A 25,844-nucleotide genomic window follows, 5' to 3' on the forward strand; every position below is an offset into this window, starting at 1 on the left:
GCCCCGTCGCGGCGCCACATCCACGACGGTCCGCTCCGTTCGGCGCGCGTGACGGATCGCCACAGCGTGGCGCGCGGAGCCCGATCCCGCGCGGCCCTCGTCGCTGCGCGCTGGAGATGCCGCGGCGAGCCGGAGATGCCCGCTTCGCGCGCGTCGAGCAGGAGAATGGCCCTCGCCGCGCGAGCGCCGCTTTCGCTTGCCAGAAGGCCCTGTCGCCGTTAACCGTCTTCGTCATGCCCGACCGAAAGCCAGGGCTGAGCCCGCTTCAGGTGAAGTCCTCTGTCCAGCCGGGTGCTCCCCTCCCGTCCGCTCCTTCCGAGCCCGTGGCGAGCATTCTGCTCGTCGACGATCACCGCGCGAACCTCCTCGCCCTCGAGGCCGTGCTCGATCCGCTGCGCCAGCGGCTCGTCTCCGCGCAATCCGGCGAGGAGGCGCTGGAACACCTCCTCCGCGAGGAGTTCGCGTTGATCCTCATGGACGTGAAGATGCGCGGAATCGACGGCTTCGAGACGGCCGCCCGCGTGAGGGGGCTCGATCGGGCGAGGCACACGCCGATTATCTTCATCTCGGGGCTGCCGGAGGACGAGGACCGACGGTATCGCGGCTATCGCGAGGGCGCGGTCGATTACGTCCTCAAGCCGTTCAATCCCGACATCCTCCGCGCCAAGGTGGCGGTCTTCGTCGAGCTGCACCGGAGGGCCGAGCAGATCAAGCGGCAGGAGGCCGCGCTCCGCCAGCTGGAGCGCCAGGCGAGCGACGAGGTGTTCCGGCGCTTCATGGACACCAGCATGATGGGCCTGCTCTTCAGCGACTACGAAGGGCGCGTCCTCGAGGCGAACGACTGCTTCCTCTCGATGGTCGGCTACACCCGCGAGGACCTCAAGGCGGGCCTGCTCCGATGGCAGGAGCTCTCCCCGCCGGAGTACGAGCACGTCCACCACGACGCGGTCAACGAGCTGAGCCTCCACGGGGTCACGAAGCAGTTCGAGAAGGAGTACATCCGCAAGGACGGCAAGCGCGTGGCGGTTCTTGTCGGGTCCGCCCGCATCGAGACGCAGCGGCGCAACCTCACCTACGTGCTCGACATCAGCGAGCGCAAGCGCGCCGAGGCCAACGTCAGCCTCCTCGCCGGCGCGGGTGAGATCCTCTCGTCCTCGCTCAACTTCCGCGAGACCCTCGGGCAGCTCGCCCGGCTCGTCGTCCCGCTCCTCGCCGACTGGTGCGCCGTGGACATCCAGGGCCAGGACGGCGCGATCCAGCGCGTCGCCGTCCAGCACACCGACCCGCAGAAGGTGGAGCTCGTCCGCCAGATCGAGCAGAGCTATCCTGTCGATCCCGCGGCGAGCCGCGGCGTGCCGAAGGTGCTCCGGACGGGCGAGGCCGAGTGGGCCTCCGAGATCCCGGACTCCCTGCTCGTCGAGAACGCGCGGGACGAGGAGCACCTCCGGATGGCGCGCGAGCTCGGCCTCCGGTCGTACCTTGTCGTGCCGCTGGCGGCGCGCGGCCGCGTCCTCGGCGCGATCACGCTCGCGCACGCCGAGTCGGGCCGGCACTACACGAAGGTCGACGTGCAGTTCGCCGAGGAGCTCGCCCGGCGCGCCGCCCTCAGCGTCGACAACGCCCTCCTCTTCGAGCGCGAGGTCACCGTGCGCAAGGAGGTCGAGACGCTCGCGGAGGAGCTGAAGCACAGCGAGGCGCAGTTCCGGCTGCTCGCCGAGACGATGCCGCAGCTCGTATGGACCAACCGCCCGGACGGCCACCACGAGTACTTCAACCGGCGCTGGTACGACTACACGGGGCTCACCGCGGAGGACACCGGCGGCGAGGGCTGGAGCCGGATCATCCACTCCGACGAGCACGAGCGGGCGATCGAGGCCTTCCGGGAGGCGCTCCGCACGGGCGAGCCGTACGAGAGCCAGTGCCGGCTCCGGCGCGCGGACGGCGTGTACCGCTGGTTCATCGGCCGGGCGGTCGCCGCGCGCGACGGGTCGGGCCGCATCGTCCGCTGGTTCGGCACGTACACGGACATCGACGATCAGAAGCGCGCCGAGGAGGAGCGGCAGCGGCTCGTCCAGGCGCTGGAGCGCAGCAACAAGGAGCTCGATCAGTTCGCGTACGTCACGAGCCACGACCTCAAGGCGCCGCTCAGGGGCATCGCCAACCTCTCGCAGTGGATCGAGGAGGACCTGAACGACAAGATGACGGCGGAGAGCCGCAAGCAGCTCGATCTGCTGCGCGGGCGCGTCCACCGGCTCGAGAACCTCATCGATGGGATCCTGAGCTACTCCCGGGCGGGCCGCGCCCGCGAGAAGCCCGAGGCGATCGACGTCGGCAAGCTCCTCCGGGAGGTCATCGAGCTGCTCGCGCCCCCGCCGGAGACGCTCGTCGAGATCGCCCCCGACATGCCCGTCCTCCTCACGGAGCGCGCTCCGCTCCAGCAAACGTTCCTGAACCTGATCGGCAACGCGCTGAAGCACGCCGGGGGCGCCGATCCGGAGGTCCGGATCAGCGCGCGCGACGCCGGCCCGTTCTGGGAGTTCTCGGTCTCCGACAACGGGGCGGGCATAGCCCCCGAGTACCACGACCGCATCTGGGGCATCTTTCAGACGCTGAAGGCGCGCGACAAGGTCGAGGGCACCGGCATCGGCCTGTCGGTCGTGCAGAAGATCGTCCAGAGCAAGGGCGGGCGCGCCTGGGTCGAGTCCGCCGTCGGCGCCGGCGCCACCTTCCGGTTCACCTGGCCCAAGCTCGAGGCCAGAGAGCCCTCCTCCCCCTGATGACCTCGCCTTGAGCGCGGGGCGTGGCGCGCGGCGACACGCCTGGATCGCCGGACAGGCACGAAGCTTGAACAACCTCCTCCGAACACAAGGCGGCTTGTCACGGCCGACCTCGAAAGGAGGGTTCTCATGCTGTCGATGTCCAACCTGCCCAGGCTCTGCCTGGGCGCGCTTGCGCTCTCGCTGTTCACCGCGTGCGCCGCGGCCCCACCCCCGCAGCAGGCGCGGCCTGAGCCGAGGTTGCCCAACCCGGGCCCGGATGGAGTCTACAAGGTCGAATGGCCCGATCTCAGGGAAGGCGAAGATCGGTTCATCGGCCTCACCCTCGGGGCCGACATCGCCGACGTCTGCCGCCTGCCCAAGACGAGCTTCGCCTTCGACTCCGCCGAGCCGCTCCCGCAGGAGCACGTGGAGCTCCGGGCGCTCGTCGACTGCCTGCGCTCATCGAGCCTCCAGGGCGCGAGGATAGAGCTCGTCGGCCGCGCCGATCCGCGCGGCACCCCGGCGTACAACCAGGATCTCTCGATCCGCCGCGCCGCGCGGGTGAAGGAGATCCTCGTGAAGGAGGGCATCCCTGCGGATCGCATCACGACGCGCGCGACGGGCGCCGCCGAGGCGGTCGGAGCTCAACCGATGTATTCCTATGGCTATGATCGCAGGGTCGACGTCGCGCTGATCGGCGTCGCCCATGCCCCTCGGTGACGCGCGCGCTCGCCCGCTCGGCGGGCGCGGCTCCAAGCCCCTGCCGCAGCGGCGCAGCCGCTGGATCTCCCGCTCTCGGCGGGCCTGCTCTCCTCCCTCCCGATCTCCCCTCTTCCGTTGGCGACGGCGCCCCGCTTCGCGGCCCTTGTTTCATGGCGCTCGCCTCACGGCGCGTGGTGCGCCCGAGGCGCGTCACGACAGCTGTGGCGTTTCGTCACGCAGGCGCCACGGCGGAGTTCTGCGGCCTCGGGGACAGGCGCTCTGGGCGCAAGCCCTCGGTTGGTCCGGGCCCTGCAATGGTTTCCCGACACGAACCGGCGGATGTCATGTCCGTCACGAGGAGACAAGAGCCATGACGAACCGAATGAACAACGCGGTGGGGACAGCGAAGGGTGTGGTCGAGTCGGCGGCTTCTGGCGCGGGCGTCGCCGCGACGGCGGCCAGGACGACGGCGTTCGACGTCGCGAAGGCGATCGCCGGCGTCGCCGCCACGGTCGGAGCGCTCGGCTTCGACGACGTGCTCGGCTGGGTCGGGCTCGCGCGCAAGCGGAGCCCGCTCACGGCGCTCGGCCTCTTCGGCGCTGGTGTCGCGGTGGGCGCGGGCGTGGCCCTGTTGCTCTCGCCGACGTCGGGCGAGGCGCTGCGCCGCGAGCTCCTGACCCGCCTCGACGGCCTGAAGCGCCAGGCGACCCGCGGGGTCGAGCAGGCCGAGCGCAAGGTCCAGGACAAGGTCGGCAGCGCGGTCGACGCGGTGAAGGGCGCGGTCGCGCCGTCCGACACGAGCTCCGCGAACTCGCATTACAGCGTCGAGGGAGCTGGGCGGTCCCATGGCGGCGAGAGCGGCCATCACCTGAGCTGAGGCGCTGGCCGTGTGGCTCGAAGCCATCATCACGCGGGAGGATCTCGCGCAGATCCTGGGCGAGTTCCTCCCGGTGAAGATCCACCTGGACGACGATGAGACGACCGATCGCTGGCTGTACCTGGGCAAGGCGACCGAGATTGCCCTGGCCGATGACCTGGGCTTACGGGTCACCTGCCCCGCGGAGCTCCAGTGGTCCATCGCGGGCGTCAACCCCACCATCCGTCTCGATGAGCTCAAGGTGCTGATTTGCCCCGAGATCATCGAGAGGAACAAGGGGAACGTCCTTGCGTTCAACGTCGAGCTCGAGGAGGCGGACATCCGCGGCCTCCCCTCGATCCTCGACCACACCGTCATGAAGGCGGTCAACGCGGCCCTCGCGAACAAGCGGCCTGAGTGGAACTTCACGAAGACGCTCACGCACACCGTGGGTCTCCCCTCCAACCTCGATCCCATCGAGGGGCTGCACATCGGGGTCGCCTGGGGCAAGCGCCGCATCAGTCAGGACGCGCTCGTGCTCGTGGTCTCCTTCAAGCTCAATTTCGTTCGAGGCGATTGAGCGTCGCGGTTCCCGACAAGCGCCCCGCCCCCCTCTCCGGGTGGCGGGGCGCGTTGCTCGAGCGTCCGTGTGTCCGGAACCACGCTCGACCAACACCCACCTACCCCCCTCTTCCTCCCGATCCCGGAGCGGCCGAGCATCCCGCCGATCCCCTCTCCTGGGCGTTAACCAAGCTCGTTCGGTCACGCTCAGGGCACGAAGCCCGCCCCCGTTCACCCCACCATCGGTCACCAACGTGAATGTGAGCGTGAACGTGAACGTGAACGTTTACGTGGACGTGAACGTTTACGTGGTCGTGGTCGTGGTCGTCAACGTTAAGCCGTGAACGACCACGACCACGACCACGTTCACGTCCACGTCCACGTAAACGTTCACGTTCGGATGTAGGAGGACGCGGCGCGAAACTTGGTTAACGCCTATGCCTATCCAACCTGAGGAGCCAGCTGAATCCTCCCGAGCCGCACCCCGCGCCCGCGCGTGAGCGCGCCCGCGATATCCGAGTGCTTGACGAGCCCGAGATAGCTCTCTCCATCGAAGACGGCGACCACCGGCGTGTTCTTCGCGATCATCTGCCGCCCCACCTCGTCGAGCGACACGTCCGCCGCCACCCGGGGCACATCGCAGCGCATGATCCACGCGATGAACGACCCCTCCTGGCCGGCGGCCAGCGCGCGCATGACATCCGTGCGCGTCACGATCCCGATCACGCGGTCCTCGTAGACGACCGGGAAGTCCGGCTCGTGGCTCGCGAGGATCCGCCGCGCGGCGTCGCCCACGAGCTCGCCAGGCCACAGCTGGACGGCCCTGCCCTCGCTCGGAGGCTCTTCGGGCGGCGCCACGGGCGCCATCACCGCCTGCGCCGCGCTCCACTCGCGCCGCGCCTCCACGAAGAGGAACGCCGACAGCGCGGCCACGACGAGCTGACCGCCGAACAGGCCCATGAAGAACAGCACCGTCGCCGTCGCTTGCCCGAGCGCCGCCGTCATCGACGTCGCGAGCCAGGCGCCGGTGAGCGGCGAGAGCGCCTCGCGCAGCGCGCGCCCCCCCTCGAGCGGCAACGCCGGCAGCAGGCCGAGCAGGGCGATCCCCAGGTTTGCGCTGGCGATCCACACGATCGCGGCCTCGCGCGAGGGCGCGTCGGTGGCCTGAAGAACCGAGGCCCACCCGAGCTCGCCCCCCCCGCGCTCGGCCGCGACGGCCAGGACGAAGAGCGCCGCGAAGGCCACGTTCGCGGCGAGGCCGAGCGCGCCGCCCTGCGCCCGCCCGGCAGCGGGACGCGGTCGGGTGACGACCGGGCCGAGCGGCGAGAGCAGGATCTCCCGCAGCCTCAGCCCGAGCAGCCTCGCCACGATCCCACGCACGAGCGCCTGCAGCGCCACGCACCCGAGCAGCGCCGCGCCCAGCGCGCAGCCGAAGAGCGCGCCGCTCCACCCGTACCGCGCTCCCCACTGGAGCGCCCCGATCGGGAGCAGCAGGCCGAACGCCGCATGCGCAAACACATCAACACCGCCGAGCCGCGTGATCCTGATGACCGACTTCATGGTGTCTTGCTCCTGGGTTCCCGCGCAGGCACCTGCCCATGCCGGGAGGCGCAGTTCCGACGTGCCACTGCCTCCTTCCCCCCGGGGCGTGGCGAACACCTCGTCGCGCGATCGACGGCTCGGCTGACGGGCTACAGTCCCAGATCTTTCTGACTCCACTGCAAATCACATGCCGATTTCCTGCGTCTCGCTTGCGAGAGAGCGGCGAGCGGAGCCGTTCCTGGCGGTCAAGGAGGGCGCGACTGGCCTGAAGGGCTATTCCGCGGCGCTGGTCGCCATCACGTCGCCATCGCGTCCTCGCCGCGCCGAAGCGGCTGCGGCTGCGCCTGGACTGGCCTGCGACACCCCCGAGGGGCGCAGCAGATGCGCCGGGCTCATCGCACCTCGCCTGAATGCCGCGGTGTGGCGTTCCGCGACATGGTGGGCGCACACCGTCACGGCGCCACATCGGGCAGCCTGTCGCCCGCTCCAGCCCGGCGTGTGCGGCCCGAGGCCGGACCACGACCCTCTGCCGCTTCCGAGAGCGAGGCGCTCCGGGTCAAACGCTCCTGCGGCAGGTACGCACCGCCCTCGAGCTCCTGGACCCAGCGGAGCATCTCCTCGCGAAGCCAGCACCGCAGATCGAACAGCTGCCCAGGATCGCGCGCCGAGACGAGGAGACGCACCTCGATCGTGCGCTCTGTCACATTCGTGACCTGAACGGCCTTCACGCGCTCGTCCCAGAGCTTGCTGCTCGGGAGGATCGACTCGAAGTGCCGCCGCAGGGCGTCCACCGGGGTCCGGTAATCCACGTAGATCTCGACGGTGCCCAGCTTCTCCGCCCCGTGCTTCGTCCAGTTCTGAAACGACTGGTCCAGGAGCCTCGCCGTCGGGACGATGAGCCGCCGCTCGTCCCAGATCTTCACGACCACGTGGGTCAGCCGGATCTCCTCGATCGTCCCGAACTCACCGTCCACCACGACCTTGTCGCCGAGGTCGATGGGGCGGGTGAACAGGATGTGGAGGCCCGACAGGATCGCGCCGACCGGCTTTTGCGCCGCGAGGCCGAGCACGACGCCCGCGATGCCGGCCGACGCCAGCAACGAGACACCGACGTTCCTCACCGCCTCGAAGTTCAGGAGCACGAGCGCGCCCGCCACGATCACGATGAGCACCCGCGCGACCCGCTCGAGCACGCGAGCCTGGGTGCGGAGCCCGCGGGACGACTCGCTCCCCTCCTCGAGATGACGCAGGGCGCGCGCGTCCAGCACCTCGGTGAGGATCCCCACGATGCGCAGAAGGAGCCACGCCACCCCGGCGATGAACAGCGCCGAGAGGAGCGACCTCAGATCGGTCACGAGGCCCTGGCCGAGCCGCGTGAGCTTGGCGAGGCCCGCTGTCAGGACGACCCCGAGACAAAGGGTCACGGGGCCGATTGCCGCGTCGAGTGTCTTTTCGTCCCAGGGCGTCGCGGTCCGTCGCGCGACGACCGAACCGGCGCGCCGGAAGACGCCCGCGGCGATCCGAGCGAGGCCGAAGCCGACCGGAACGCTCGCCGCGACGATCACCCAGGGCCACAATCCATCACCCGGGATCCCCAGCCGGGCCCCGAGCGATTCAAAGTTCGAGTTCTGCATGCGTCCGCTCCTTCACCAGCGCACCAGCGCCGCGCGCGCCTCTGTGGCCTGGAGCCCCGGGGACACGGGCCTCCCCGCCGCGCTCTGGAGAGCGGCGGGGAGGGCTGTGCCCGAGTGAGGCGCGGCGGGCTCATCCATCGTGTGTGCGGCGTCCCCACGGCACAGGGCGTGCCGCCGACCCCGCCCCCGCGTGTCCAGCCGGATCTCCGCCGCTCGCCGAGCAGAGATCGCGAGGACGGATGGAGGCAGGTGCGCCCCATTGCGGCAATCCGCACCAGCGTCGCTCGACCCCCGCCGGGTGCGTGCGACCGACCCGAGCGGCGCGGCATGCGGTGTGCAAACGGGATGAGCAGCGGAGCCGACGGGGCGTCGAGATCGGCTGAAGAAACGCGGCAAAGGACTCGTTTATGTCAGAGCGCAGAAGCCAGGTCGATGATTTCACTCGGCTCACCGAGGAGGATTTCACGCGGCTCACCGAGGAGACGGAGCGGCTCGCCAAGCACGTTGAGGACCTCCGGCACCGGATCGCCGCGACGACCGCGAAGCGGCGCGCGTCCTCCGGGACGCTCCCTGCGCAGAGCGCCGCCTCGTTCGCGCCGCCGCACGCGTCCCCCTCCGAGCGGGCGCACAGCGCGACCCAGGAGCGGCCGTGCGTCGCCGCCGCGGAGCGGCCGTATGACGCCGCCGTGGAACGGCCGTATGACGCCGCCGCGGAGCGGCCGGTTGACGCCGCCGAAGAGCGGACGCACGAGGCGGCATCGGAGCGGCCGCTCCGCGGAGCGACGGACAGGCCGCCCCCCCGCCACTCTCCCTTTCCCGAGCGCACCTCGTGCCTCGCGAACGTGTCGCGGTGGCTGCCGCCGCTCAGGACGACGAGAGATGCCATGGAATCTGGCGTCCATGAGAGGGTGGGAGAGGCAGGGCGTTACAGCATCATCACGCCGCGCAACAAGCCCGGCGATCTCCCGACGAGGCGCCGCTCGCCCAAGTCCGACGTGGCCTGAGGCGCCGACTCGGAGGGTCGCCGCGCTGGCGCGGGGGGCCCCTTGCCCCGGTGTGCCGCCGCGGCTTCACGCGCGCGCTCGGGCCGAGCGCGCGCAGCGAGCACGCGCGCCTTGCGCGCCGCACGCGCGGGCGGCGGGCTGAGCGTGGCGCGAAGCTTGCCCGGCCGAGCGCCTGCGTAGTAATACAAGCCCATGCTGCTGCGCGGTGGGAGCAGAAGCGCATGGCCAACGTGCCATGAAGCCTGAACCCGAGGGGACCCCGACGGCGTCCTCGCGGCCGGGCCGCGAGGGCCCCGCTCGTCGGCGGGAAGCGTCCCGCGGAGCCCGAGCGCAGCGTCGATCGATGACACCGTCGTCCAGGCGAGAGGGCCTGTCCTCCTGCCGTCCTCTCGCGCGGCGCCCTGGGATCACGCCGGGGCACCCGGTCCGACGGCCTCCAGCGCCCCTGGGCCCCTCCGCGCCCGGGGCGCGCGCTCATTTCCCTCACTGACCGATCGGTCCTGCCCGCAGGCGGGACCTGGAGAACAGCGGCATGGAGCAGCGAAGCGACCTCGACAAGACAGCCCGCAAGGCGAGGGCCGGCAATGGCAAGAGCAAGAAGGGCGCGTCCGGGGACGGGCTGCACGGCGCCGCGCGCGCGAGGAAGGGCGGCCCGGCCGAGCGCCTCCGCGCCGCCGCGCCGCTGGAGAGCGACGAGCTCGACCGGCGGACGCTGCTGATGTCGCTGACGGGCCTGAAGAAGGGCGATTTCTCGGTGCGGCTGCCCGTCCACTGGCTCGGGCTCGACGGGAAGATCGCCGACACGTTCAACGACGTCGTCGAGCGCAACGAGAAGCTCGCGAAGGAGCTCGCCCGCCTGAGCCGCGCGGTGGGCAAGGAGGGCAAGCTCTCGCAGCGCGCCTTCATCGGCGAGGTGAGCGGCGCATGGGCCGACGAGATCGGGTGCATCAACGCGCTGATCAGCGATCTCGTCCACCCCACCGCCGAGACGGCGCGCGTCATCGGCGCCGTGGCCAAGGGCGATCTCTCGCAGACGATGGCCCTCGAGGTGGACGGCAGGCCGCTCGACGGCGAGTTCCTCCGGACCGCCAAGACCGTCAACACGATGGTCGAGCAGCTCGGCTCCTTCGCCTCCGAGGTCATCCGCGTGGCGCGCGAGGTCGGCACCGAGGGCAAGCTCGGCGGGCAGGCCGACGTCCGCGGCGTCGCCGGCAGCTGGAAGGACCTCACCGACTCCGTCAACTCGATGGCCGGCAACCTCACCTCCCAGGTGCGCAACATCGCCGCCGTCACCACCGCCGTCGCCACGGGCGATCTCTCGAAGAAGATCACCGTCGACGTGAAGGGCGAGATCCTCGAGCTCAAGGACACCATCAACACGATGGTCGATCAGCTCCGCTCCTTCGCCTCCGAGGTCACCCGCGTCGCCCGCGAGGTCGGCACCGAGGGGAAGCTCGGCGGACAGGCCGACGTCCGCGGCGTCGCCGGCACCTGGAAGGACCTCACCGACTCCGTCAACTCGATGGCCGGCAACCTCACCTCCCAGGTGCGCAACATCGCCGCCGTCACCACCGCCGTCGCCAACGGCGATCTCTCGAAGAAGATCACCGTCGACGTCAAGGGCGAGATCCTCGAGCTCAAGAACACCATCAACACGATGGTCGACCAGCTCAACTCCTTCGCCTCCGAGGTCACCCGCGTCGCCCGCGAGGTCGGAACCGAGGGAAAGCTCGGCGGGCAGGCCGACGTCCGCGGCGTCGCCGGCACCTGGAAGGACCTCACCGACTCCGTCAACTCGATGGCGTCGAACCTCACGGCCCAGGTGCGCAACATCGCGACCGTCACCACCGCCGTCGCCAAGGGCGATCTCTCGAAGAAGATCACCGTCGACGTCAAGGGCGAGATCCTGGAGCTCAAGAACACCATCAACACGATGGTCGATCAGCTCAACTCCTTCGCCTCCGAGGTCACCCGCGTCGCCCGCGAGGTCGGCACGGAGGGCAAGCTCGGCGGGCAGGCCGACGTCCGCGGCGTCGCCGGCACCTGGAAGGACCTCACCGACTCCGTCAACTCGATGGCCGGCAACCTCACCTCCCAGGTGCGCAACATCGCCGCTGTCACCACCGCCGTCGCCAACGGCGATCTCTCCGAGAAGATCACGGTCGACGTGAAGGGCGAGATCCTGGAGCTCAAGAACACCATCAACACGATGGTCGATCAGCTCCGCTCCTTCGCCTCCGAGGTCACCCGCGTCGCCCGCGAGGTCGGCACGGAGGGCAAGCTCGGCGGGCAGGCCGACGTCCGCGGCGTCGCCGGCACCTGGAAGGACCTCACCGACAACGTGAACTCGATGGCCGGCAACCTGACGAACCAGGTGCGCGGCATCGCCAAGGTCGTGACCGCGGTCGCCAACGGCGATCTCAAGCGCAAGCTGGTCGTCGACGCCAAGGGGGAGATCGCCGCGCTCGCGGACACGATCAACGGCATGATCGAGACGCTCGCGACGTTCGCGGATCAGGTGACGACGGTGGCGCGCGAGGTCGGCGTCGAGGGCAAGCTCGGCGGGCAGGCGAGCGTGCCCGGCGCGGCCGGCACGTGGAAGGACCTCACCGACAACGTGAACCAGCTCGCGGCGAACCTCACCACGCAGGTGCGCGCGATCGCCGAGGTCGCCACCGCCGTGACGAAGGGCGATCTCACCCGGTCCATCAAGGTCGAGGCGCAGGGCGAGGTCGCCGCGCTGAAGGACAACATCAATGAGATGATCCGGAACCTCAAGGACACGACGCTGAAGAACAGCGAGACGGACTGGCTCAAGAGCAACCTCGCCAAGTTCTCGCGCATGCTCCAGGGGCAGAAGGATCTCCTCACCGTCGGCCGGAGGATCCTGTCCGAGCTCGCCACCGTCGTCACGGCGCAGCAGGGCGTCTTTTACATCATGGATGCCTCCCGCGAGGAGCCCGTCCTGAAGCTGCTCGCGAGCTACGCGTTCAAGGAGCGCAAGCACGTCGACAACCAGTTCAAGCTGGGCGAGGGGCTCGTCGGGCAGTGCGCGCTCGAGAAGGAGAAGATCCTCCTCATCAACGCGCCCCCTGATTACATCACGATCACGAGCGGCCTCGGCGACGCGCCCCCGGTCAACATCATCGTGATGCCCGTGCTCTTCGAGGGGCAGGTGAAGGCCGTCATCGAGCTCGCGTCGCTCGAGCGCTTCAGCCCGACCCACCAGGCGTTCCTCGACCAGCTCACCGAGTCGATCGGCATCGTGCTCAACACGATCGAGGCCAACATGCGCACCGAGGACCTGCTCAAGCAGTCCCAGTCGCTGGCGCGCGAGCTCCAGAGCCAGCAGGAGGAGCTCCAGGAGACGAACGCCGCGCTCGGCGAGAAGGCGCGGCTCCTGGCGGAGCAGAACGTGGAGGTCGAGCGGAAGAACCACGAGGTCGAGCAGGCCCGCCAGGCCCTCGAGGAGAAGGCGCGTCAGCTCGCCCTCACCTCCAAGTACAAGTCGGAGTTCATGGCCAACATGTCCCATGAGCTCAGGACCCCGCTGAACAGCCTGCTCATCCTGTCGGACCAGCTCTCCAGGAACAACGACCAGAACCTCAGCGCGAGGCAGGTCGAGTACGCGAAGACGATCCACGCGTCAGGCACCGATCTGCTGGGGCTCATCAACGACATCCTCGATCTCACGAAGATCGAGTCGGGCACCGTCGTTGTCGACGTCGGAGAGATCGGCTTCACGGACCTCTCGGACTATGTGCGCCGCACGTTCCGGCACGTCGCCGAGGCGAAGAAGCTCGATTTCGAGCTCTCCTTCTCGTCGACGCTGCCGACGTCGATGTTCACCGACGCGAAGCGGCTGCAGCAGGTGATCAAGAACCTGCTCTCCAACGCCTTCAAGTTCACCGAGCGCGGCAAGGTGGTCCTGGAGGTGACAGTGGCCCGCAGCGGCTGGAGCCGTGAGAACGAAGTGCTCAACCGGGCCGACGCGGTGATCGCCCTCTCCGTCCACGACACAGGGATCGGGATTGCCCCGGACAAACAGCAGATCGTCTTCGAGGCGTTCCAGCAGGCGGACGGCAGCACGAGCCGCAAGTACGGCGGCACCGGGCTCGGGCTCGCGATCAGCCGGGAGATCGCGGGGATGCTCGGCGGCGATCTCACGCTGGTCAGCGCGCCGGGGCGCGGCAGCACGTTCACGCTCTACCTGCCGCGCACCTTCCGGCCCGTGCGGGCGGCGCGACGGCAGCCGACACACGTCCTCGACGCGCCGCCGTCCATCGATGATGCCGTCCACAGCAGCCGGCCGTCGGATCGCACGTCCGCGAGCGCGGACGTCCAGATCATCGACGACAGCGAGAGCGTCCGCCCTGGCGACCGCGCGATCCTGATCGTGGAGAACGACACCGTGTTCGCCCGCTTCCTCGTGGATGTCGCGCGGGAGCACGGCTTCAAGGCGGTCGTCGCGCTCCGCAGCGCGACCGCGCTCTCGCTGGTGCGAGAGATCGAGCCCGTGGCGATCACGCTGGACATCAACATGCCCGACGTCGACGGGTGGCGCGTGCTCGACTGCCTGAAGCGCGACCTCTCGGCGCGGCACATCCCGGTCCAGGTGATCACGACAGAGACGGAGGAGGAGCGGAGCCGCGCGCGGCGGATGGGCGCGGTGGGCCTGCTCAACAAGCCGCTCAGCAGCAGGACGGCGCTCGACGAGGCGTTCTCGCGGCTCGCCGGGCTGATCAGCTCACCGCTGCGCCGGCTGCTCGTCGTCGCGCCGGACGAGGCCTCCTTCGCCCCGGTGACCGAGCTGCTCGGGGACGAAGAGGTCACTGTCGCCAGCGCGACGACGGCCCAGGAGGCGCTCGACGCGCTCGATCGCGAGGCGTTCGACGCGATCGTGATCGAGCTGCACCTGCCGGACATGCCCGGCCTCGAGCTCATCGAGCGCCTCGATCGCGTGGGGCGCTTCGTCGATCTCACGGCCATCGTGTACGCGCCGGCCGGCGTCGCCGGGGACGACGAGGCGCAGCTCTCCCGGCTGGCGCAGAAGCTGCCGGTGAAGCATGTCCAATCGAGAGAGCGCCTGATCGACGAGGTTACGCTCGCGCTGCACCGCCGGCTCTCGGATCTGCCGGAGCCGACGCGGCTCATCGTGGAGCAGCTCCACGAGTCGGCCGCCACGCTCTCCGGCAAGTGTGCGCTGATCGTCGACGACGATTTCCGCAACATCTATGCGCTGAAGACCGTCCTCGAGAGCTACGGGATGACCACCCTCACCGCCGACACAGGGAAGGCCGCCATCGAGCGCCTGGGGAGCACGAGCGGGATCGACGTCGTGCTCATGGACATCATGATGCCGGAGATGGACGGATACGACACGATCCGCGCAATCCGCAAACAGCCGGCATTCCAGACGCTACCGATCATCGCCGTCACGGCGAGGGCGATGAAAGGCGACCGCGAGAAGTGCCTGGAGGCGGGCGCGACCGACTACACCTCGAAGCCGGTCGACACGGAGCAGCTGCTGGCGCAGCTCCGCATCTGGCTGCATCGCTGAGCTCGCTTCATCTCACATCACCACCGCTCCCACACCACGCCGCGCCATCACTCCTGAGCACGTCCGGCGGTTCGTCTGCACTGCAACGGCGCCTCAGTGTGGCGCACCTGCGCAAGCTCTTGCGCGGCACGCGGGCGATCGACCGCGCAGAGTGCCGAGCATTCCCCGCATTTTCTTTTGGCATGCCGCCTGCTGTCGCCTGCGCTGACGATGTGGGATTCCAGAATACAGGCGGGGCGCGCGCGAGGCCGTTCGTCGGGAAAGGAGCTGTAGGTGAGGGCAAAGCTGGTGACCGGTCTTGTCAGGACATGGTCGGACGCCGAGAGGTCGGTTGAGCGCGTGATGAGCTGCGGATACACGCGTGACGCCATCAGCCTTGTCATGAGCGATGCGGGGCGCGACCATCGCGCTGTGGGCGGAACCGCGGGCGCGGCTGCGGACGTCGGCGGGGAAGCGGGAGCGGCCTCGGCCGCGCTCGCGGTGCTCGGCGCGGGCGTGGCGTTCCCTGGCCTGGGGCTCGTGGCGGCGGGGCCCATCGAGGCCGCGCTCGCTGGCGCGGGCGCGGGCGCGGCCGCGGGCAGCCCGGCCGGCGGGCTCGTCGACGCGCTCGTCAGCGCCGGCATCCCCGAGCACAGGGCGAGCATCTACGACAGCGGCCTACGACAAGGTGCGATCCTCGTGGGCGTAAATGCTTCCTCCGAGCGAGATGCAGAGATCCTGGAATTGATCCTCGAGTATGCCGGCGCAGAGGACGTCCGGAGCGAGAGCTCGCAGCGGCGTCCTTACGACAGCTTCATCTGAGCGCTCGCGGGGAAGGCGACAGGCACGTGGCAACTTGCCTCGCTGAGGCGCGCTGCCGCTGACGCGCCCGTGCAGGGTTTCAGGAGCTCCCCGAGCGGTTCGCCTGGCACACGCGATGCTCCAGACTCGGCGCGTGCCGTCGCGTGGCGAGCGGCGGATGGCCGGAGCAGACGGCAGGAGAGCGCATGTCGAGCAACATGACCCAGGCGTTCGAGCACACCTCAGGGGAATGCTTCGAGGTCGATACGGTGGTGGGCGAGAAATACCAGCTCCTCCGTAAAGCTGGAGAGGGCGCGATGGGGTCTGTCTGGGTCGCCACGAACACAGCGCTCGAGGCCAATGTGGCCATCAAGGTGCTGCGGCCGGAGATGCGCTCTCCCGCGATCGCGGAGCGGCTGCTGCGCGAGGCGAGGGCCGCGGCGAAGCTCAGTCACCCCGGGATCGTGCGTGTCTTCGATCTCGGCAAGACCGCGGGCGGCACCCCGTACATCGTGATGGAGCTCCTCGAGGGCGAGGCCCTCCGGGACTTGCTCTGCCGCGAGCGCCGGCTCACTCCCGAGCTGGCGCTCGCGATCCTGCTGCCGGTCGCGAGCGCGATGCACGCGGCCCACGAGCGGGGCGTCGTTCACCGGGATCTCAAGCCGGACAACGTGATGCTCGCGAATCAGGGCGACGGGCGGATACGGCCCAAGGTCGTCGATTTCGGGATCGCGAAGGTGACGTGGACCGAGCCCGAGTCCGGATCGACGGGCGCGGCCGTGATCGGGACTCCGCAGTACATGCCGCCGGAGCAGGCGCTGGGGCAGGGCCACATCGATCATCGCGCGGACATCTGGGCGCTCTGCACGATGCTGTACGAGGCGATCGCGGGCGAGACGCCGTATGCCGGGGAGCACGGGTTCGGGACGCTGCGCGCGATCATCCAGGATCCGGTGCGCTCGCTCGTCGAGCGGTGCGGCTCGGATCCGGCGCTGTGGTCGATCATCGAGCGCGGGCTGCGCAAGGATCCGGCGGATCGCTGGGGGAGCATGCGCGAGCTCGGCGGCGCGCTCGCGACGTGGCTTGTCTCGAGGGGTGTCTCGGAGGACGTGTGCGGCGCGTCGCTCCGCGCGCAGTGGCTGGACGAGCGGGCCAGCCAGATCCCGTCGCCGTCGCCGCGGCCGATGATGGTGAGCTCCGCGCCGACGCTGCACTCGCGCCGCGCGGACGACTCCCTGGAGCTGCAGCTGCCCATGACGGCCGCGCAGAGGGCGCTAGAGGCGGCGGCTGCGGCCGCTCACAGCGCGCCGGTGGTGATGGAGCGCAAGGGGATCGAGGAGAGCGGGGAGCGCGCGTGGTCCGAGGCGACCGCGATGGTGAATCTGCCGGGGGCGGCGTCTCCGTCGCCGCGGTCGTCGTGGCGGGAGCGCTTTCCGCTCCGCGGCGTCGCGGCGGCCGGGCTCGTGGCCCTGGCGGGAGCGGCGGTGTGGAGCGTTGCGCTGGGCACGACGGGTCTCGCGGGCGAGTCGACGCCAGCGCCGCCGGCCCAGCCCGTGGCGATGGTCGCCGCGGCGCCGTCTCCGGCGCAGCCAGCGTTCGAGGTGAGCTCCCGTCCGGCCGGCGCGCCGCACGGGAGCGCGGCGCCGGCGGCCGGGCCAACGACGCCGCGCCCGGCGCGCGCGATGAAGGCCACGGTCCCCGCGCCTGCGGCGCCGGCCGCGACGGCCGCGCGGGCTGCGAGCGCCGCGCCGGCAGCGAGCGCGCCGGCCGCGACCGGGAAGCCGCCGGCGCCAGCGGCGAGCGCGCCGCCCGGGTCGTCCGGCCCCAACGCGGGCGCGGAGGCGCCGGCCCCGCCTGCGCAGCCGGTCTCCGCCGGCTCGACGCAGGAGCCAGGGAGCGCCGCCTGTCCGGCTGGTGGAGGCCGGGAAGGCGGGGAAGCCGCCTGCCCACCGGCCGCCGAGGCATCGAAGAGCGCTGTCGAGGTCTACGATGACGCCGGGACAGCCGAGAAGGAGCCGGGCGTCCACCGTCCGGCGACCACCGAGGAGGCGCCGCCGTCCGCGGATGCCGGCGCGGCGGAGGGCTCTTCGAGCGCTCCGGCCGCGCCGTAGCGGACCCGGATACCGATCCGGCGGGCGCGGCTAGACGCCGAGCGCCCGCAGGAACCCGCCCTCGCGCTCGGCCTCGGAGAGCGCGCCTCCACGGCGCACGCCCGCGGTGCGAGGCTCGATCACGTCGAGGCCGAAGCTCCACAGCGCGTTGCGCGCCTGCGCGAAGGGTCCCTGCCTGGGCAGGTTGTCGAGGCGTACAGCCTCGCTCCGCCCGAGGTCCTGCTCGAACAGGCGGGCCGCGTCCCTCACGAAGGCAGGTTGCTTGACGATGAGGTTCGCCTCGCTCACCCACCTCAGGCTCGTGGGGTTCGCGTTGAAGGTCCCCACCGTCGCCCAGTCGTCGTCGATCACCGCGAACTTCGCGTGGAGCATCGACGGGAGGAACTCGTGGATCTGGAGCCCGTTCTCCAGCCATGACGTGTACCGCGCGAGGCTCGCGTGGCGGATGGCCGGAAGGTCGGAGTCGCGCGGCACGATGATCTTCACGTCGATCCCGCGGCGCGCGGCGTCGACGAGCTCGCGCTCGAGCCCGCGCGGAGGACAGAAATACGCGTTCTCGATCCACACCCGCCGCCTCGCCGCGCGCACCCGCGCGAGGTGCCGCTCGTAGATGACCGCGGGCGGCGTGGGCGCGTCGGTGATGAACTCCACGTCGTCGTAGACGCCGCCCGTCCAGTAATCGAAGGAGCGCCCCGCGGCCTCGTCGGCGAGCATCCAGCGGCACTCGAACGCCCGCGCCATGTCGGTCACGCAGGGCCCCATCACCCGGCTACAGACCTCGTGCCAGCCGTCGCCGCCCTCGTCGCGCGGCAGCCACTCGTCGGCCCACGCAGCGCCGCCGACGTACCCGGCGCCGTCGATCACCACGATGCGCGAGTGCTCCCGCGGGAACAGGGCGCCCCCGCGGAGGACGGCGCCCAGCGGCCTGTAGGCGCGGGCGCGGATGCCGCGGGCCCTCATGTCCTCGAAGAACGCCGCCGGCGTCGTGTGGCTGCCGAGCGCGTCGTACAGGAGCCGGACATCGACGCCGCGCCGCGCGGCGTTCGCGAAGGCGTCGGCGAAGCGATGACCCATGAGATCGTCGCGGTAGATGTACGTGGAGATCCAGATCCGCTCCCGGGCGAGCGCGATGTCATCGAGGAGCGACTCGAGCACCCATTTCATCCCCGGGAGGAGGCGCGTCGTGTGAAGAGCGCCCCCTGCCGCAGCGCGACCGGTGCTGGAGTCCGCCCTGGAGCCTGGAAACGTCGGCGCCGAGCAGGTCATGTCGAGTCCCGAACGCCGGGCGGCTGCAGCTCGATTGCCACAGCGGCCCGCGCGTCCTCACCACCGTGGCTCAAGCAGCCCGTGTGCCACATCGCCAAGGCGCGTTCGCGCAGGAATGCCAGCAGGAGGGGGCTCACCACGTGGCAAAGCGCCACGCTCGCAGCGCGGTCCGCCGCGCCGGCGAGGCGAGCGGTCTCTCCGGCGCAGCGGCTGTCCTCGCGAGCGGGCCGCGCCTGCGCGAGCGGGCCGCGGCACCAGTCTTGAACGGCGTGGGCGCGATGATCCCCGCCGCCCGCGAGCTCTCCGCTCCTCGGCCCGCCCGGACGCGCACCAGGTCGCGCAGGGCGCCGGCCGAGCCCGACCCCTCACCGCCGTCCGCGCCGCCCCTGCGGCGCCGGCTCGCCCTGGATCCCCTGCACGCGATCGGCGCGTTCGCGCTCGCCTGCGTGGCCGCAAGCGCCTTGTTCATGCACGCGCGGGGGACGCACGAGGCGACAGCGCAGGGGCTCACCCTGCGCGTCGCCTACCCCGAACGGATGCGCTTCCGCGACATGGAGCGGGTCACGTTCGACGTGGAGAACACGGCGGGCGACCCCTGCCGGGGGGCCGCGCTCACGATCGACGAGGCTTACCTGGACAGCTTCGAGGAGCACCACAGCACGCCTGCAGAGGCGGCGTTCGGGCGCTTCGAGCTGGGCGATCTCGCGCCCGGCGAGCGGCGCCGGATCGACATCGAGCTCCGCGGCGAGCGCAGCTGGCTCGCCTCGGGCAACGCGACCCTGTCGTGCGGCGGGGGGCGCGGCGTCCACGTGCCGCTCCGCACGTTCATCTTCCCCTGAGATCACCATGGAGACCGTCGCCCGCGTCGCCTTCGTTTACGTGTTCCTCGCCGCCGCGTTCCGCGTGCTCGGCAAGCGCGAGCTCAGCTCGATGTCCCCCTTCGAGCTCGTCACGCTCATGCTGATCCCCGAGATCGTCTCTCAGGCCCTCGTCCGCGAGGCGTCGCTCGCGAACGCGCTCGCGGGCGTGTCCACCGTGCTCGTGCTCGTGTTCCTGACGTCCGTCCTGACGCACCTCTTCCCGAAGGCGTCCAAGGTCATCGACGGCTCGCCCACGGTGCTGGTCGCGAAGGGCCGTATCCTGGAGGCAGCATGCAATCGCGAGCGGATCCAGCCGGACGAGATCCTCTCCGAGATGCACAAGAGCGGGCTGGAGCACCTCTCCCAGGTGCGATGGGCCATCCTGGAGGCGGACGGCGATCTCACGATCGTCCCGGAGCAGGGGCACGGCCTGCCCGTCTCCCCGGCGAGGACGCAGGACGAAGGCGTGTGAGCGCTGCTCAGGCCGGGCGGGAGGCGAGGCGGCGCGCGCCGCGCCGGGCGATCGCCGCCGCGAGGGCGAGGGCGCCGAGCGTCATGCCGACGAGCGTGCCCTGCCCGCGGGTCCGCGAGGGGCGGTCGCCGTCGAGGACCGGGGTCGCCGCGCCGCAGAGCACGTCGGCGTGGACGCTGACGCGGGCGCGCAGCCAGTTGTCGACCCGCTCCTGCGGCGCGGGGCTCAGGACGAGGTCCGTGTCGAGCGCGGCGCGCGGCAGGTTCGCCTCCAGGCGGGTCAGCCAGACGTCCTTCGGGTGCAGGCCGACCATCGCGATCGCGAGGTCGTCGAGCGCCCCGCACGCGAGCTCGCGCGCGTCGATCTGGTCAGAGGCGACCTCCCCGCAGCTCGGATCGGACAGCGGGACGCCGGCCGGGCACGGGTTCGCCACGGCGCGGCTCTCGGTCGCGATCTCGGCGAAGCGCACGGCGCACGCGGAGTCCTGGACCTCGCCGGTCTCACCGTTGGCGAGCCCCTGCTGGGCGAACGCGGCGGCGATCGTGTCGACCGGGGCGGTCGAGCCGCTCGTTGTGTAGCGCACGCCGAACGGCGCCGCGGGGCTCGACACCGGCGAGAACAGCGAGCCCTGCTGCGCGTACGGCGTGAGGAACGCGCGGCCGCCGTCGGCCGCGGCGATCGCCTTCTCGCGGAGCACGCTGTAGTTCGACTCCTGCGAGGCGAAGTCCCACGCGAGGAGATCGATGGGGACAGCCGCTGCCGCGAACCCCTCGGGGGCGAGCCGCGCCTCGCTGATGGTGAAGAGGGTGATCGCGACGTTCGCGCCCGTCCCGGCGGCGACCATCCGGAGCGGGAGCGCGGGGTTCGCCCCCGGCGTGACGACCCGCACCGGCGTCATCTCCTTCACGTCCTTGCCCGGCTGGAGCCTGATGGCGATGAAGTCGAAGCCCTCGTCGACATAGGCATCGATGATCGGCTGTGTCGACTCGTCGACGTTGAAGCCGTTCTTGTCGAACCACGCGTTCAGCACGCCGGGCGTGTCGGTCGCGAGCGTCACGGTGTCGTACGGACCGACGGTGCCGCGGTGAAGCACCACCACGTCATCGCCGCCGAATGCCCTCCCCGCTCCGTCCGCGGAGCCGAGGCTCGAGCCGCAGCCCCCGCCGCTCCGGGCGCAGGTGGAGCTCGGCGCGGTGATGCGCACCGACGTGGCCGCGTCGAGCGTCTCGAACCAGGCGTCCGAGCCGATCTCGAGGAACGCCCCGCGCTTCACCGGGAGCACCCACCCGAACGCGCTCGGATCGCCGGAGTACTGGATCTGATCCCAGAGCACCGACTGGACGGGCGACACGGAGAGCACCATCCGGTGCGCGTTGACGACCGTCGTCTCGGTAGGCGGGGCGAAGCACCCGCCGCAGGCGAGCGCCTCGCGCGGCGACAGGAGCGTCGCGGAAGGAACGGCGAGCGCAAGGAGCGCGAACAAGCGAAGTTTCATCGGCTACCTCCATGGGCGCGGGTCCGCGCGGGCGGGCTCTCGGGAGCGCGCGGGCGGCGCGCGGCGCACCACCGCCAGGCTATCCAAGCCTGCGCGCGGCGGGCAGCCCGCGCACGATTGGCGCGCCGCCTGCCGCGCGGCGCGCCGCCGTCAGCCCGCGGCCCACCACGCGCCGACGTCGCGGAGGGCGCGCTCGGCCATCACCTCGTAGCGGGCGCGCTTGCGCAGCTTGCCGTTCGCTGGATCGAGCGGCGCGATGTGCGCCCAGGTGATGTTGGACGGCTGATACGTGGGCTGCTTCCGGCCGAGGTGCGTGAGGATGCCGCCGAGCGCCGTCGTGGGCGGCGGCGGCCGGAGCGGCTCGTTCCGCAGCTGCTGCGCGAGGAGGATCGCGCACACGAACCCGGCCGCGGCGCTCTCCACGTAGCCCTCGACGCCCGAGATCTGGCCGGCCAGGTGCACGCCCGGCAGCGCGCGGAGCTCCATCGCGGGGCCGAGGAGCGCCGGCGCGTCGACGAAGGTGTTCCGGTGCACGGAGCCCATGCGGAGGAACTCGGCCTCCTCGAGGCCGGGCACCATCCGGAACACCCGCAGCTGCTCGGCGTACTTCATGCGCGTCTGGAAGCCGACCAGGTTGTACGCCGTCGCCGCCTCGTCCTCCGGGCGCAGCTGGAGCACCGCGTAGGGGCGCCGGCCGGTGCGCGGATCGGTGAGCCCCACCGGCTTCATCGGCCCGAACGAGAGCGTCTGCTCGCCGCGCGCCGCCATCACCTCGCAGGGCAGGCACCCCTCGAAGTAGCGCACCTCCTCGAAGGCGCGGGCCTCCACCTTCTCCGACGCGACGAGGGCCTGGACGAACGCCTTGTACTGCGCCTCGTCGAAGGGGCAGTTCACGTACGCCTCGTCGCCGGCCTCGGTGTCGTCGCGGCGCTCGGCCGCATCCTCCGGCGGCGCGGCCGGCTCCGGCTGCGCGGTTTGCTCCCGCTGCGCGGCCCGGTCGCCGCGGACCGCGCCCCCCTTGCCGTAGCGCGACTGCTTCCACACGCGCGACCAGTCGATCGAGTCGGCGCTGACGATCGGCGCGATCGCGTCGTAGTAGGCGAGGTGCTCGGCGCCGACGGCCGCGGCGAGGCTCGCCGCGAGGGCGTCCGAGGTGAGCGGCCCCGTCGCGAGGATCACGGGCCGCTCGGCGGGGATCTCCGTCACCTCCCGGTGCTCGACGGTGATCCGGGGGTGAGCCTCGATCTCCCGCGTCATCGCCTCGGCGAACCGCTCGCGGTCGACCGCCAGCGCGCCCCCGGCCGGCACCGAGGTCTCGTCGGCGCACTGCAGGGCGAGCGAGCCCACGCGGCGGAGCTCTTCCTTGAGGAGCCCCACCGCGTTGCTCAGCGCGGCGCCGCGCATCGAGTTCGAGCACACGAGCTCGGCCATCCGATCGCTCGTCTGCGCCGGCGTGCGCTTGTGAGGCTTCATCTCGACGAGGCGCACGCGCAGCCCGCGCTGCGCGAGCTGGTACGCCGCCTCGCAACCGGCCAGGCCGCCTCCGACGACGACGACGTCGTGCTGGCTCTCCGCTCCGCTCATACAGCTCACCTGGGTTGGGGGGGGTCTCGCGGGCTTCTTAGCTCGCCGTGCGGCGGGCGCGCACGGCCCGCGCGGGCTTTTCGGCGGCCCCCTGGGCCGCACCAGCCCCTTGCGGTGCGGCCTCGGGCCGGCCGGCCGGCGTGGGCTCCGCCGGCGCGGGCCGGGCGGCCGGCGCGGCGCTCGCGACGACCGCCGCGGCGTCCGGGGTGGCGGTGCCGTCCGCGGCGCCGTCCTCCCCTTCCCCCTCGACGATCTCCTGCTTGAAGCCGCAGTCCTTCGTCGCGCAGACGAGCATCGCCTTCTTGCCGCCGGTACGGGTGACGAACTTCGCGCCGCACTGCGGGCACGGGACCGGCACCGGCTTCTGCCAGAGCTTGAACTCGCACTTCTGCTCGGCGTTCCAGTTGGAGCAGCCGTAGAAGGTGCGCCCGCCCTTCTTGCGGGGCCGGATCTCGATGAGATCGCCGCCGCAGCTCGGGCACGCGACGCCGAGCGGCACCGGGCGCGTGTTCTTGCAGGCCGGGTACCCGGTGCACGACAGGAAGTCGCCGAAGCGGCCCGTCTTGATGATCATCGGCTTCCCGCACTTGTCGCACGAGATGTCGGTCTCGCGGACGGCGGCGGTCCCCCGCGCGTCGGACAGGTCGCGCGTCGCCTTGCACTTCGGGTAGCGCTCGCAGCTCAAGAACCAGCCGTTCTTGCCCCACTTCTTGAGCATCATCGAGCCGCACTCGTCGCAGACGATGTCGGTCTTCTCGGCCTCGGGCTTCCACGGCGCGAGCTTCTTCGACTTGTCGAGCTGCTCCCTGAACTTCTTGTAGAAGCTCTTGAGCAGCTGCTCGCGCTTCAGGCTGCCGGCGCCGACCGCGTCGAGCTCCTCCTCCATCTGGGCCGTGAAGTTCGGATCCATGATGTCGAGGTTCGACCGGACGAGGCCGTCGACCACGAATTTCCCGAGGAGCGTCGGCTGGAACGCGCCGCCGTCCCGCTTCTCGACGTAGGCGCGCTGCTGCACCTTGCTGATGATCTCCGCGTACGTCGACGGGCGGCCGATGCCGCGCTTCTCCAGCTCACGCACGAGCGAGCCCTCGTTGTAGCGGGGCGGCGGCTGCGTGAACTTCTGGTCGGTGATGACCCCCGGGGGCGACACGGAGAGCGCCTCGCCCTCCTTCATGTCGGGCAGGAGCGCCTCCGAGTCCTCCTCGGCCGAGGGCCCCGGCGCCGCGCGCTCCGCCTCGGCGGCGGTCGCCTCGGGCGCCGGCGCGGCGGCGCCGCCGTCCGCGGCTGCGCCTGCGCTCTCCTCCTCGCCGGCGAACTCCTGCTGGCCTTCGGTCACCTGCAGCCAGCCGGCGAACTTGAGGATCCGCCCGGTCGCCCGGGCGAGGTAGCTCCGGTACGCGGGCGCCGCGACCGTCGGCGCGACGTCGATCTCGACCGTCGTGCGGTCGTACACCGCCGGGGTCATCTGCGAGGCGACGAAGCGGTTCCAGATGAGCTTGTACAGCTTGTACTGCTCGTCCTTGAGGTGCTTCTTGATCGAGTCCGGGTGGATCTCGACGCTCGTCGGCCGGATCGCCTCGTGCGCGTCCTGCGCGTTCTTCTTCGACTTGAAGATGTTCGGGCGCTCGGGGACGAACTCCTTGCCGTACCGCTTCGCGACCACGCCGCGCACCTCGGCGATCGCGTCGTCGCTGACGCGCGTCGAGTCGGTACGCATGTACGTGATGAGGCCGACCGGGCCGCCGTCGCGCTTGAGGTCGATGCCCTCGTAGAGCGCCTGGGCGATCTGCATCGTCCGCTTGGCGCCGAAGTGCAGGTAGTTCGTCGCGTCCTGCTGGAGCTTCGAGGTGGTGTACGGGGCCGGCGGGTTGCGCTTCTGCTCGCGCCGCACGACCTTCGCCACCTTGTAGCGGGCGGTCTCGAGGTCGGCGCGCACCTTCCCGGCGACCTCGCCGTTCGTCACCTCGAGCTTCTTGCCGTCGGCGGACGCGAGCTTCGCGACGAACGGGGCGCGCTGCGGCGGGCTCGCGGCGCCGAGGCCGACCGCGATGTTCCAGTACTCCTCCGGGACGAACGCCTCGACCTCGCGCTCGCGGTCCACGATGAGCCGCAGCGCGACCGACTGCACCCGCCCCGCCGACAGGCCGAACGCGAGCTTCGACCAGACGAGCGCCGAGACGTCGTAGCCGACGATACGGTCGAGCACGCGCCGCGCCCGCTGCGCGTCGTACAGGTTCTCGTCGAGCTTGCGGGGGTTGTGGACGCCGTGGTCGACCCCCTTCTTCGTGATCTCGTGGAACTCGACCCGCGCCACCTTCAGCTTCGGGTTCTTGATCTCCTCCGAGATGTGGAACGCGATCGCCTCCCCTTCGCGATCGGGGTCGGTCGCCAGGAGCACCTCGTCCGCCTTCTTCGCGGCGGACTTCAGCTCCTCCAGGACCTTCTCCTTGCCCTCGATGACCTCGTAGGTCTCGGCAAAATCGTTCTGCACGTCGACGGCGTTCTGCTTCTTGGGCAGGTCTTTGACGTGCCCCTTCGAGGCGAACACCTCGTACCCGTTGCCGAGATATTTCTTGATGGTCTTCGCCTTCGCCGGCGACTCCACGATGACGAGCGTCTTGGCCATCACCACCTTCTGAGCAACGAGATCGGGCTTGT

The 25,844-nt window shown here is 70.8% G+C and carries 16 protein-coding genes; 10 read left to right on the forward strand and 6 right to left on the reverse strand.

Annotated features, from left to right (window positions below; genetic code table 11):
- Positions 1-323: 323 nt before the first annotated feature.
- The 4 genes from WME79_RS28480 to WME79_RS28495 all read left to right on the forward strand — a co-directional run bounded on the left by WME79_RS28480 (position 324) and on the right by WME79_RS28495 (position 4,897).
- The gene (locus tag WME79_RS28480) at positions 324-2,777 is read left to right on the forward strand and encodes a PAS domain S-box protein (protein ID WP_437521061.1); all 2,454 of its coding nucleotides are present in this window, start codon (positions 324-326) and stop codon (positions 2,775-2,777) included.
- A gap of 129 nt (positions 2,778-2,906) precedes the next feature.
- Positions 2,907-3,479, forward strand: coding sequence for an OmpA family protein (locus WME79_RS28485; protein WP_437521063.1), 573 nt, complete (start codon positions 2,907-2,909; stop codon positions 3,477-3,479).
- Positions 3,480-3,831: 352 nt separating this feature from the next.
- Positions 3,832-4,338, forward strand: a complete 507-nt coding sequence (locus tag WME79_RS28490) for a YtxH domain-containing protein (protein ID WP_437521066.1) — start codon at positions 3,832-3,834, stop codon at positions 4,336-4,338.
- Positions 4,339-4,348: 10 nt separating this feature from the next.
- Complete coding sequence (locus WME79_RS28495; protein WP_437521069.1) at positions 4,349-4,897, forward strand: hypothetical protein; 549 nt, start codon at positions 4,349-4,351, stop codon at positions 4,895-4,897.
- 422 nt (positions 4,898-5,319) lie between these two features.
- Here the strand turns inward: WME79_RS28495 and WME79_RS28500 are convergent, their stop codons facing one another.
- On the reverse strand, positions 5,320-6,438 hold the full coding sequence (locus WME79_RS28500) for a CBS domain-containing protein (RefSeq protein WP_437521072.1): 1,119 nt from the start codon (positions 6,436-6,438) through the stop codon (positions 5,320-5,322).
- A 434-nt stretch (positions 6,439-6,872) separates the two neighbouring features.
- Positions 6,873-8,054: a mechanosensitive ion channel family protein gene (locus tag WME79_RS28505; RefSeq protein WP_437521075.1), complete on the reverse strand. Its 1,182-nt coding sequence runs from the start codon at positions 8,052-8,054 to the stop codon at positions 6,873-6,875.
- Between the two features lie 407 nt (positions 8,055-8,461).
- Between WME79_RS28505 and WME79_RS28510 the strand changes: the two genes are divergently transcribed.
- The 4 genes from WME79_RS28510 to WME79_RS28525 all read left to right on the forward strand — a co-directional run bounded on the left by WME79_RS28510 (position 8,462) and on the right by WME79_RS28525 (position 17,509).
- Positions 8,462-9,058, forward strand: a complete 597-nt coding sequence (locus WME79_RS28510; RefSeq protein WP_437521078.1) for a hypothetical protein — start codon at positions 8,462-8,464, stop codon at positions 9,056-9,058.
- Between the two features lie 532 nt (positions 9,059-9,590).
- Entirely contained in the window at positions 9,591-14,618 is a 5,028-nt protein-coding gene (locus WME79_RS28515) for a HAMP domain-containing protein (RefSeq protein WP_437521081.1), read from the forward strand.
- Between the two features lie 273 nt (positions 14,619-14,891).
- A complete protein-coding gene (locus WME79_RS28520; RefSeq protein WP_437521084.1) occupies positions 14,892-15,419 on the forward strand; it encodes a hypothetical protein in 528 nt (175 codons plus the stop codon).
- A gap of 185 nt (positions 15,420-15,604) precedes the next feature.
- A complete protein-coding gene (locus WME79_RS28525) occupies positions 15,605-17,509 on the forward strand; it encodes a serine/threonine-protein kinase (RefSeq protein ID WP_437521087.1) in 1,905 nt (634 codons plus the stop codon).
- A 30-nt stretch (positions 17,510-17,539) separates the two neighbouring features.
- Here the strand turns inward: WME79_RS28525 and WME79_RS28530 are convergent, their stop codons facing one another.
- Entirely contained in the window at positions 17,540-18,673 is a 1,134-nt protein-coding gene (locus WME79_RS28530; protein ID WP_437521090.1) for a phospholipase D-like domain-containing protein, read from the reverse strand.
- A gap of 242 nt (positions 18,674-18,915) precedes the next feature.
- Between WME79_RS28530 and WME79_RS28535 the strand changes: the two genes are divergently transcribed.
- Both WME79_RS28535 and WME79_RS28540 read left to right on the forward strand, forming a co-directional pair.
- Positions 18,916-19,614: a hypothetical protein gene (locus WME79_RS28535; RefSeq protein WP_437521092.1), complete on the forward strand. Its 699-nt coding sequence runs from the start codon at positions 18,916-18,918 to the stop codon at positions 19,612-19,614.
- Between the two features lie 7 nt (positions 19,615-19,621).
- Entirely contained in the window at positions 19,622-20,107 is a 486-nt protein-coding gene (locus WME79_RS28540; RefSeq protein WP_437521095.1) for a DUF421 domain-containing protein, read from the forward strand.
- Positions 20,108-20,114: 7 nt separating this feature from the next.
- Here WME79_RS28540 and WME79_RS28545 read toward each other — a convergent pair whose 3' ends face one another.
- The 3 genes from WME79_RS28545 to topA form a co-directional block, all read right to left on the reverse strand.
- Entirely contained in the window at positions 20,115-21,602 is a 1,488-nt protein-coding gene (locus WME79_RS28545) for a DUF2330 domain-containing protein (RefSeq protein WP_437521098.1), read from the reverse strand.
- Between the two features lie 150 nt (positions 21,603-21,752).
- Positions 21,753-23,186 carry a methylenetetrahydrofolate--tRNA-(uracil(54)-C(5))-methyltransferase (FADH(2)-oxidizing) TrmFO gene (trmFO, locus tag WME79_RS28550; protein WP_437521100.1) on the reverse strand — a complete coding sequence of 478 codons (1,434 nt, stop codon included), beginning with the start codon at positions 23,184-23,186 and terminating at the stop codon, positions 21,753-21,755.
- Positions 23,187-23,223: 37 nt separating this feature from the next.
- The gene (topA, locus tag WME79_RS28555; RefSeq protein ID WP_437521103.1) at positions 23,224-25,812 is read right to left on the reverse strand and encodes a type I DNA topoisomerase; all 2,589 of its coding nucleotides are present in this window, start codon (positions 25,810-25,812) and stop codon (positions 23,224-23,226) included.
- Positions 25,813-25,844 lie beyond the last annotated feature (32 nt).

The organism is Sorangium sp. So ce726, assembly GCF_051521405.1.
Classification (GTDB): Bacteria; Myxococcota_A; Polyangia; order Polyangiales; family Polyangiaceae; genus Sorangium.

Coding starts and splice junctions, on each gene's coding strand:
- WME79_RS28485 (WP_437521063.1), top strand. CDS start 2,907: ATGCTGTCGATGTCCAACCTGCCCAGGCTCTGCCTGGGCGCGCTTGCG.
- WME79_RS28490 (WP_437521066.1), top strand. CDS start 3,832: ATGACGAACCGAATGAACAACGCGGTGGGGACAGCGAAGGGTGTGGTC.
- WME79_RS28500 (WP_437521072.1), bottom strand. CDS start 6,438: ATGAAGTCGGTCATCAGGATCACGCGGCTCGGCGGTGTTGATGTGTTT.
- WME79_RS28505 (WP_437521075.1), bottom strand. CDS start 8,054: ATGCAGAACTCGAACTTTGAATCGCTCGGGGCCCGGCTGGGGATCCCG.
- WME79_RS28510 (WP_437521078.1), top strand. CDS start 8,462: ATGTCAGAGCGCAGAAGCCAGGTCGATGATTTCACTCGGCTCACCGAG.
- WME79_RS28515 (WP_437521081.1), top strand. CDS start 9,591: ATGGAGCAGCGAAGCGACCTCGACAAGACAGCCCGCAAGGCGAGGGCC.
- WME79_RS28525 (WP_437521087.1), top strand. CDS start 15,605: ATGTCGAGCAACATGACCCAGGCGTTCGAGCACACCTCAGGGGAATGC.
- WME79_RS28530 (WP_437521090.1), bottom strand. CDS start 18,673: ATGAAATGGGTGCTCGAGTCGCTCCTCGATGACATCGCGCTCGCCCGG.
- WME79_RS28540 (WP_437521095.1), top strand. CDS start 19,622: ATGGAGACCGTCGCCCGCGTCGCCTTCGTTTACGTGTTCCTCGCCGCC.
- WME79_RS28545 (WP_437521098.1), bottom strand. CDS start 21,602: ATGAAACTTCGCTTGTTCGCGCTCCTTGCGCTCGCCGTTCCTTCCGCG.
- trmFO (WP_437521100.1), bottom strand. CDS start 23,186: ATGAGCGGAGCGGAGAGCCAGCACGACGTCGTCGTCGTCGGAGGCGGC.
- topA (WP_437521103.1), bottom strand. CDS start 25,812: ATGGCCAAGACGCTCGTCATCGTGGAGTCGCCGGCGAAGGCGAAGACC.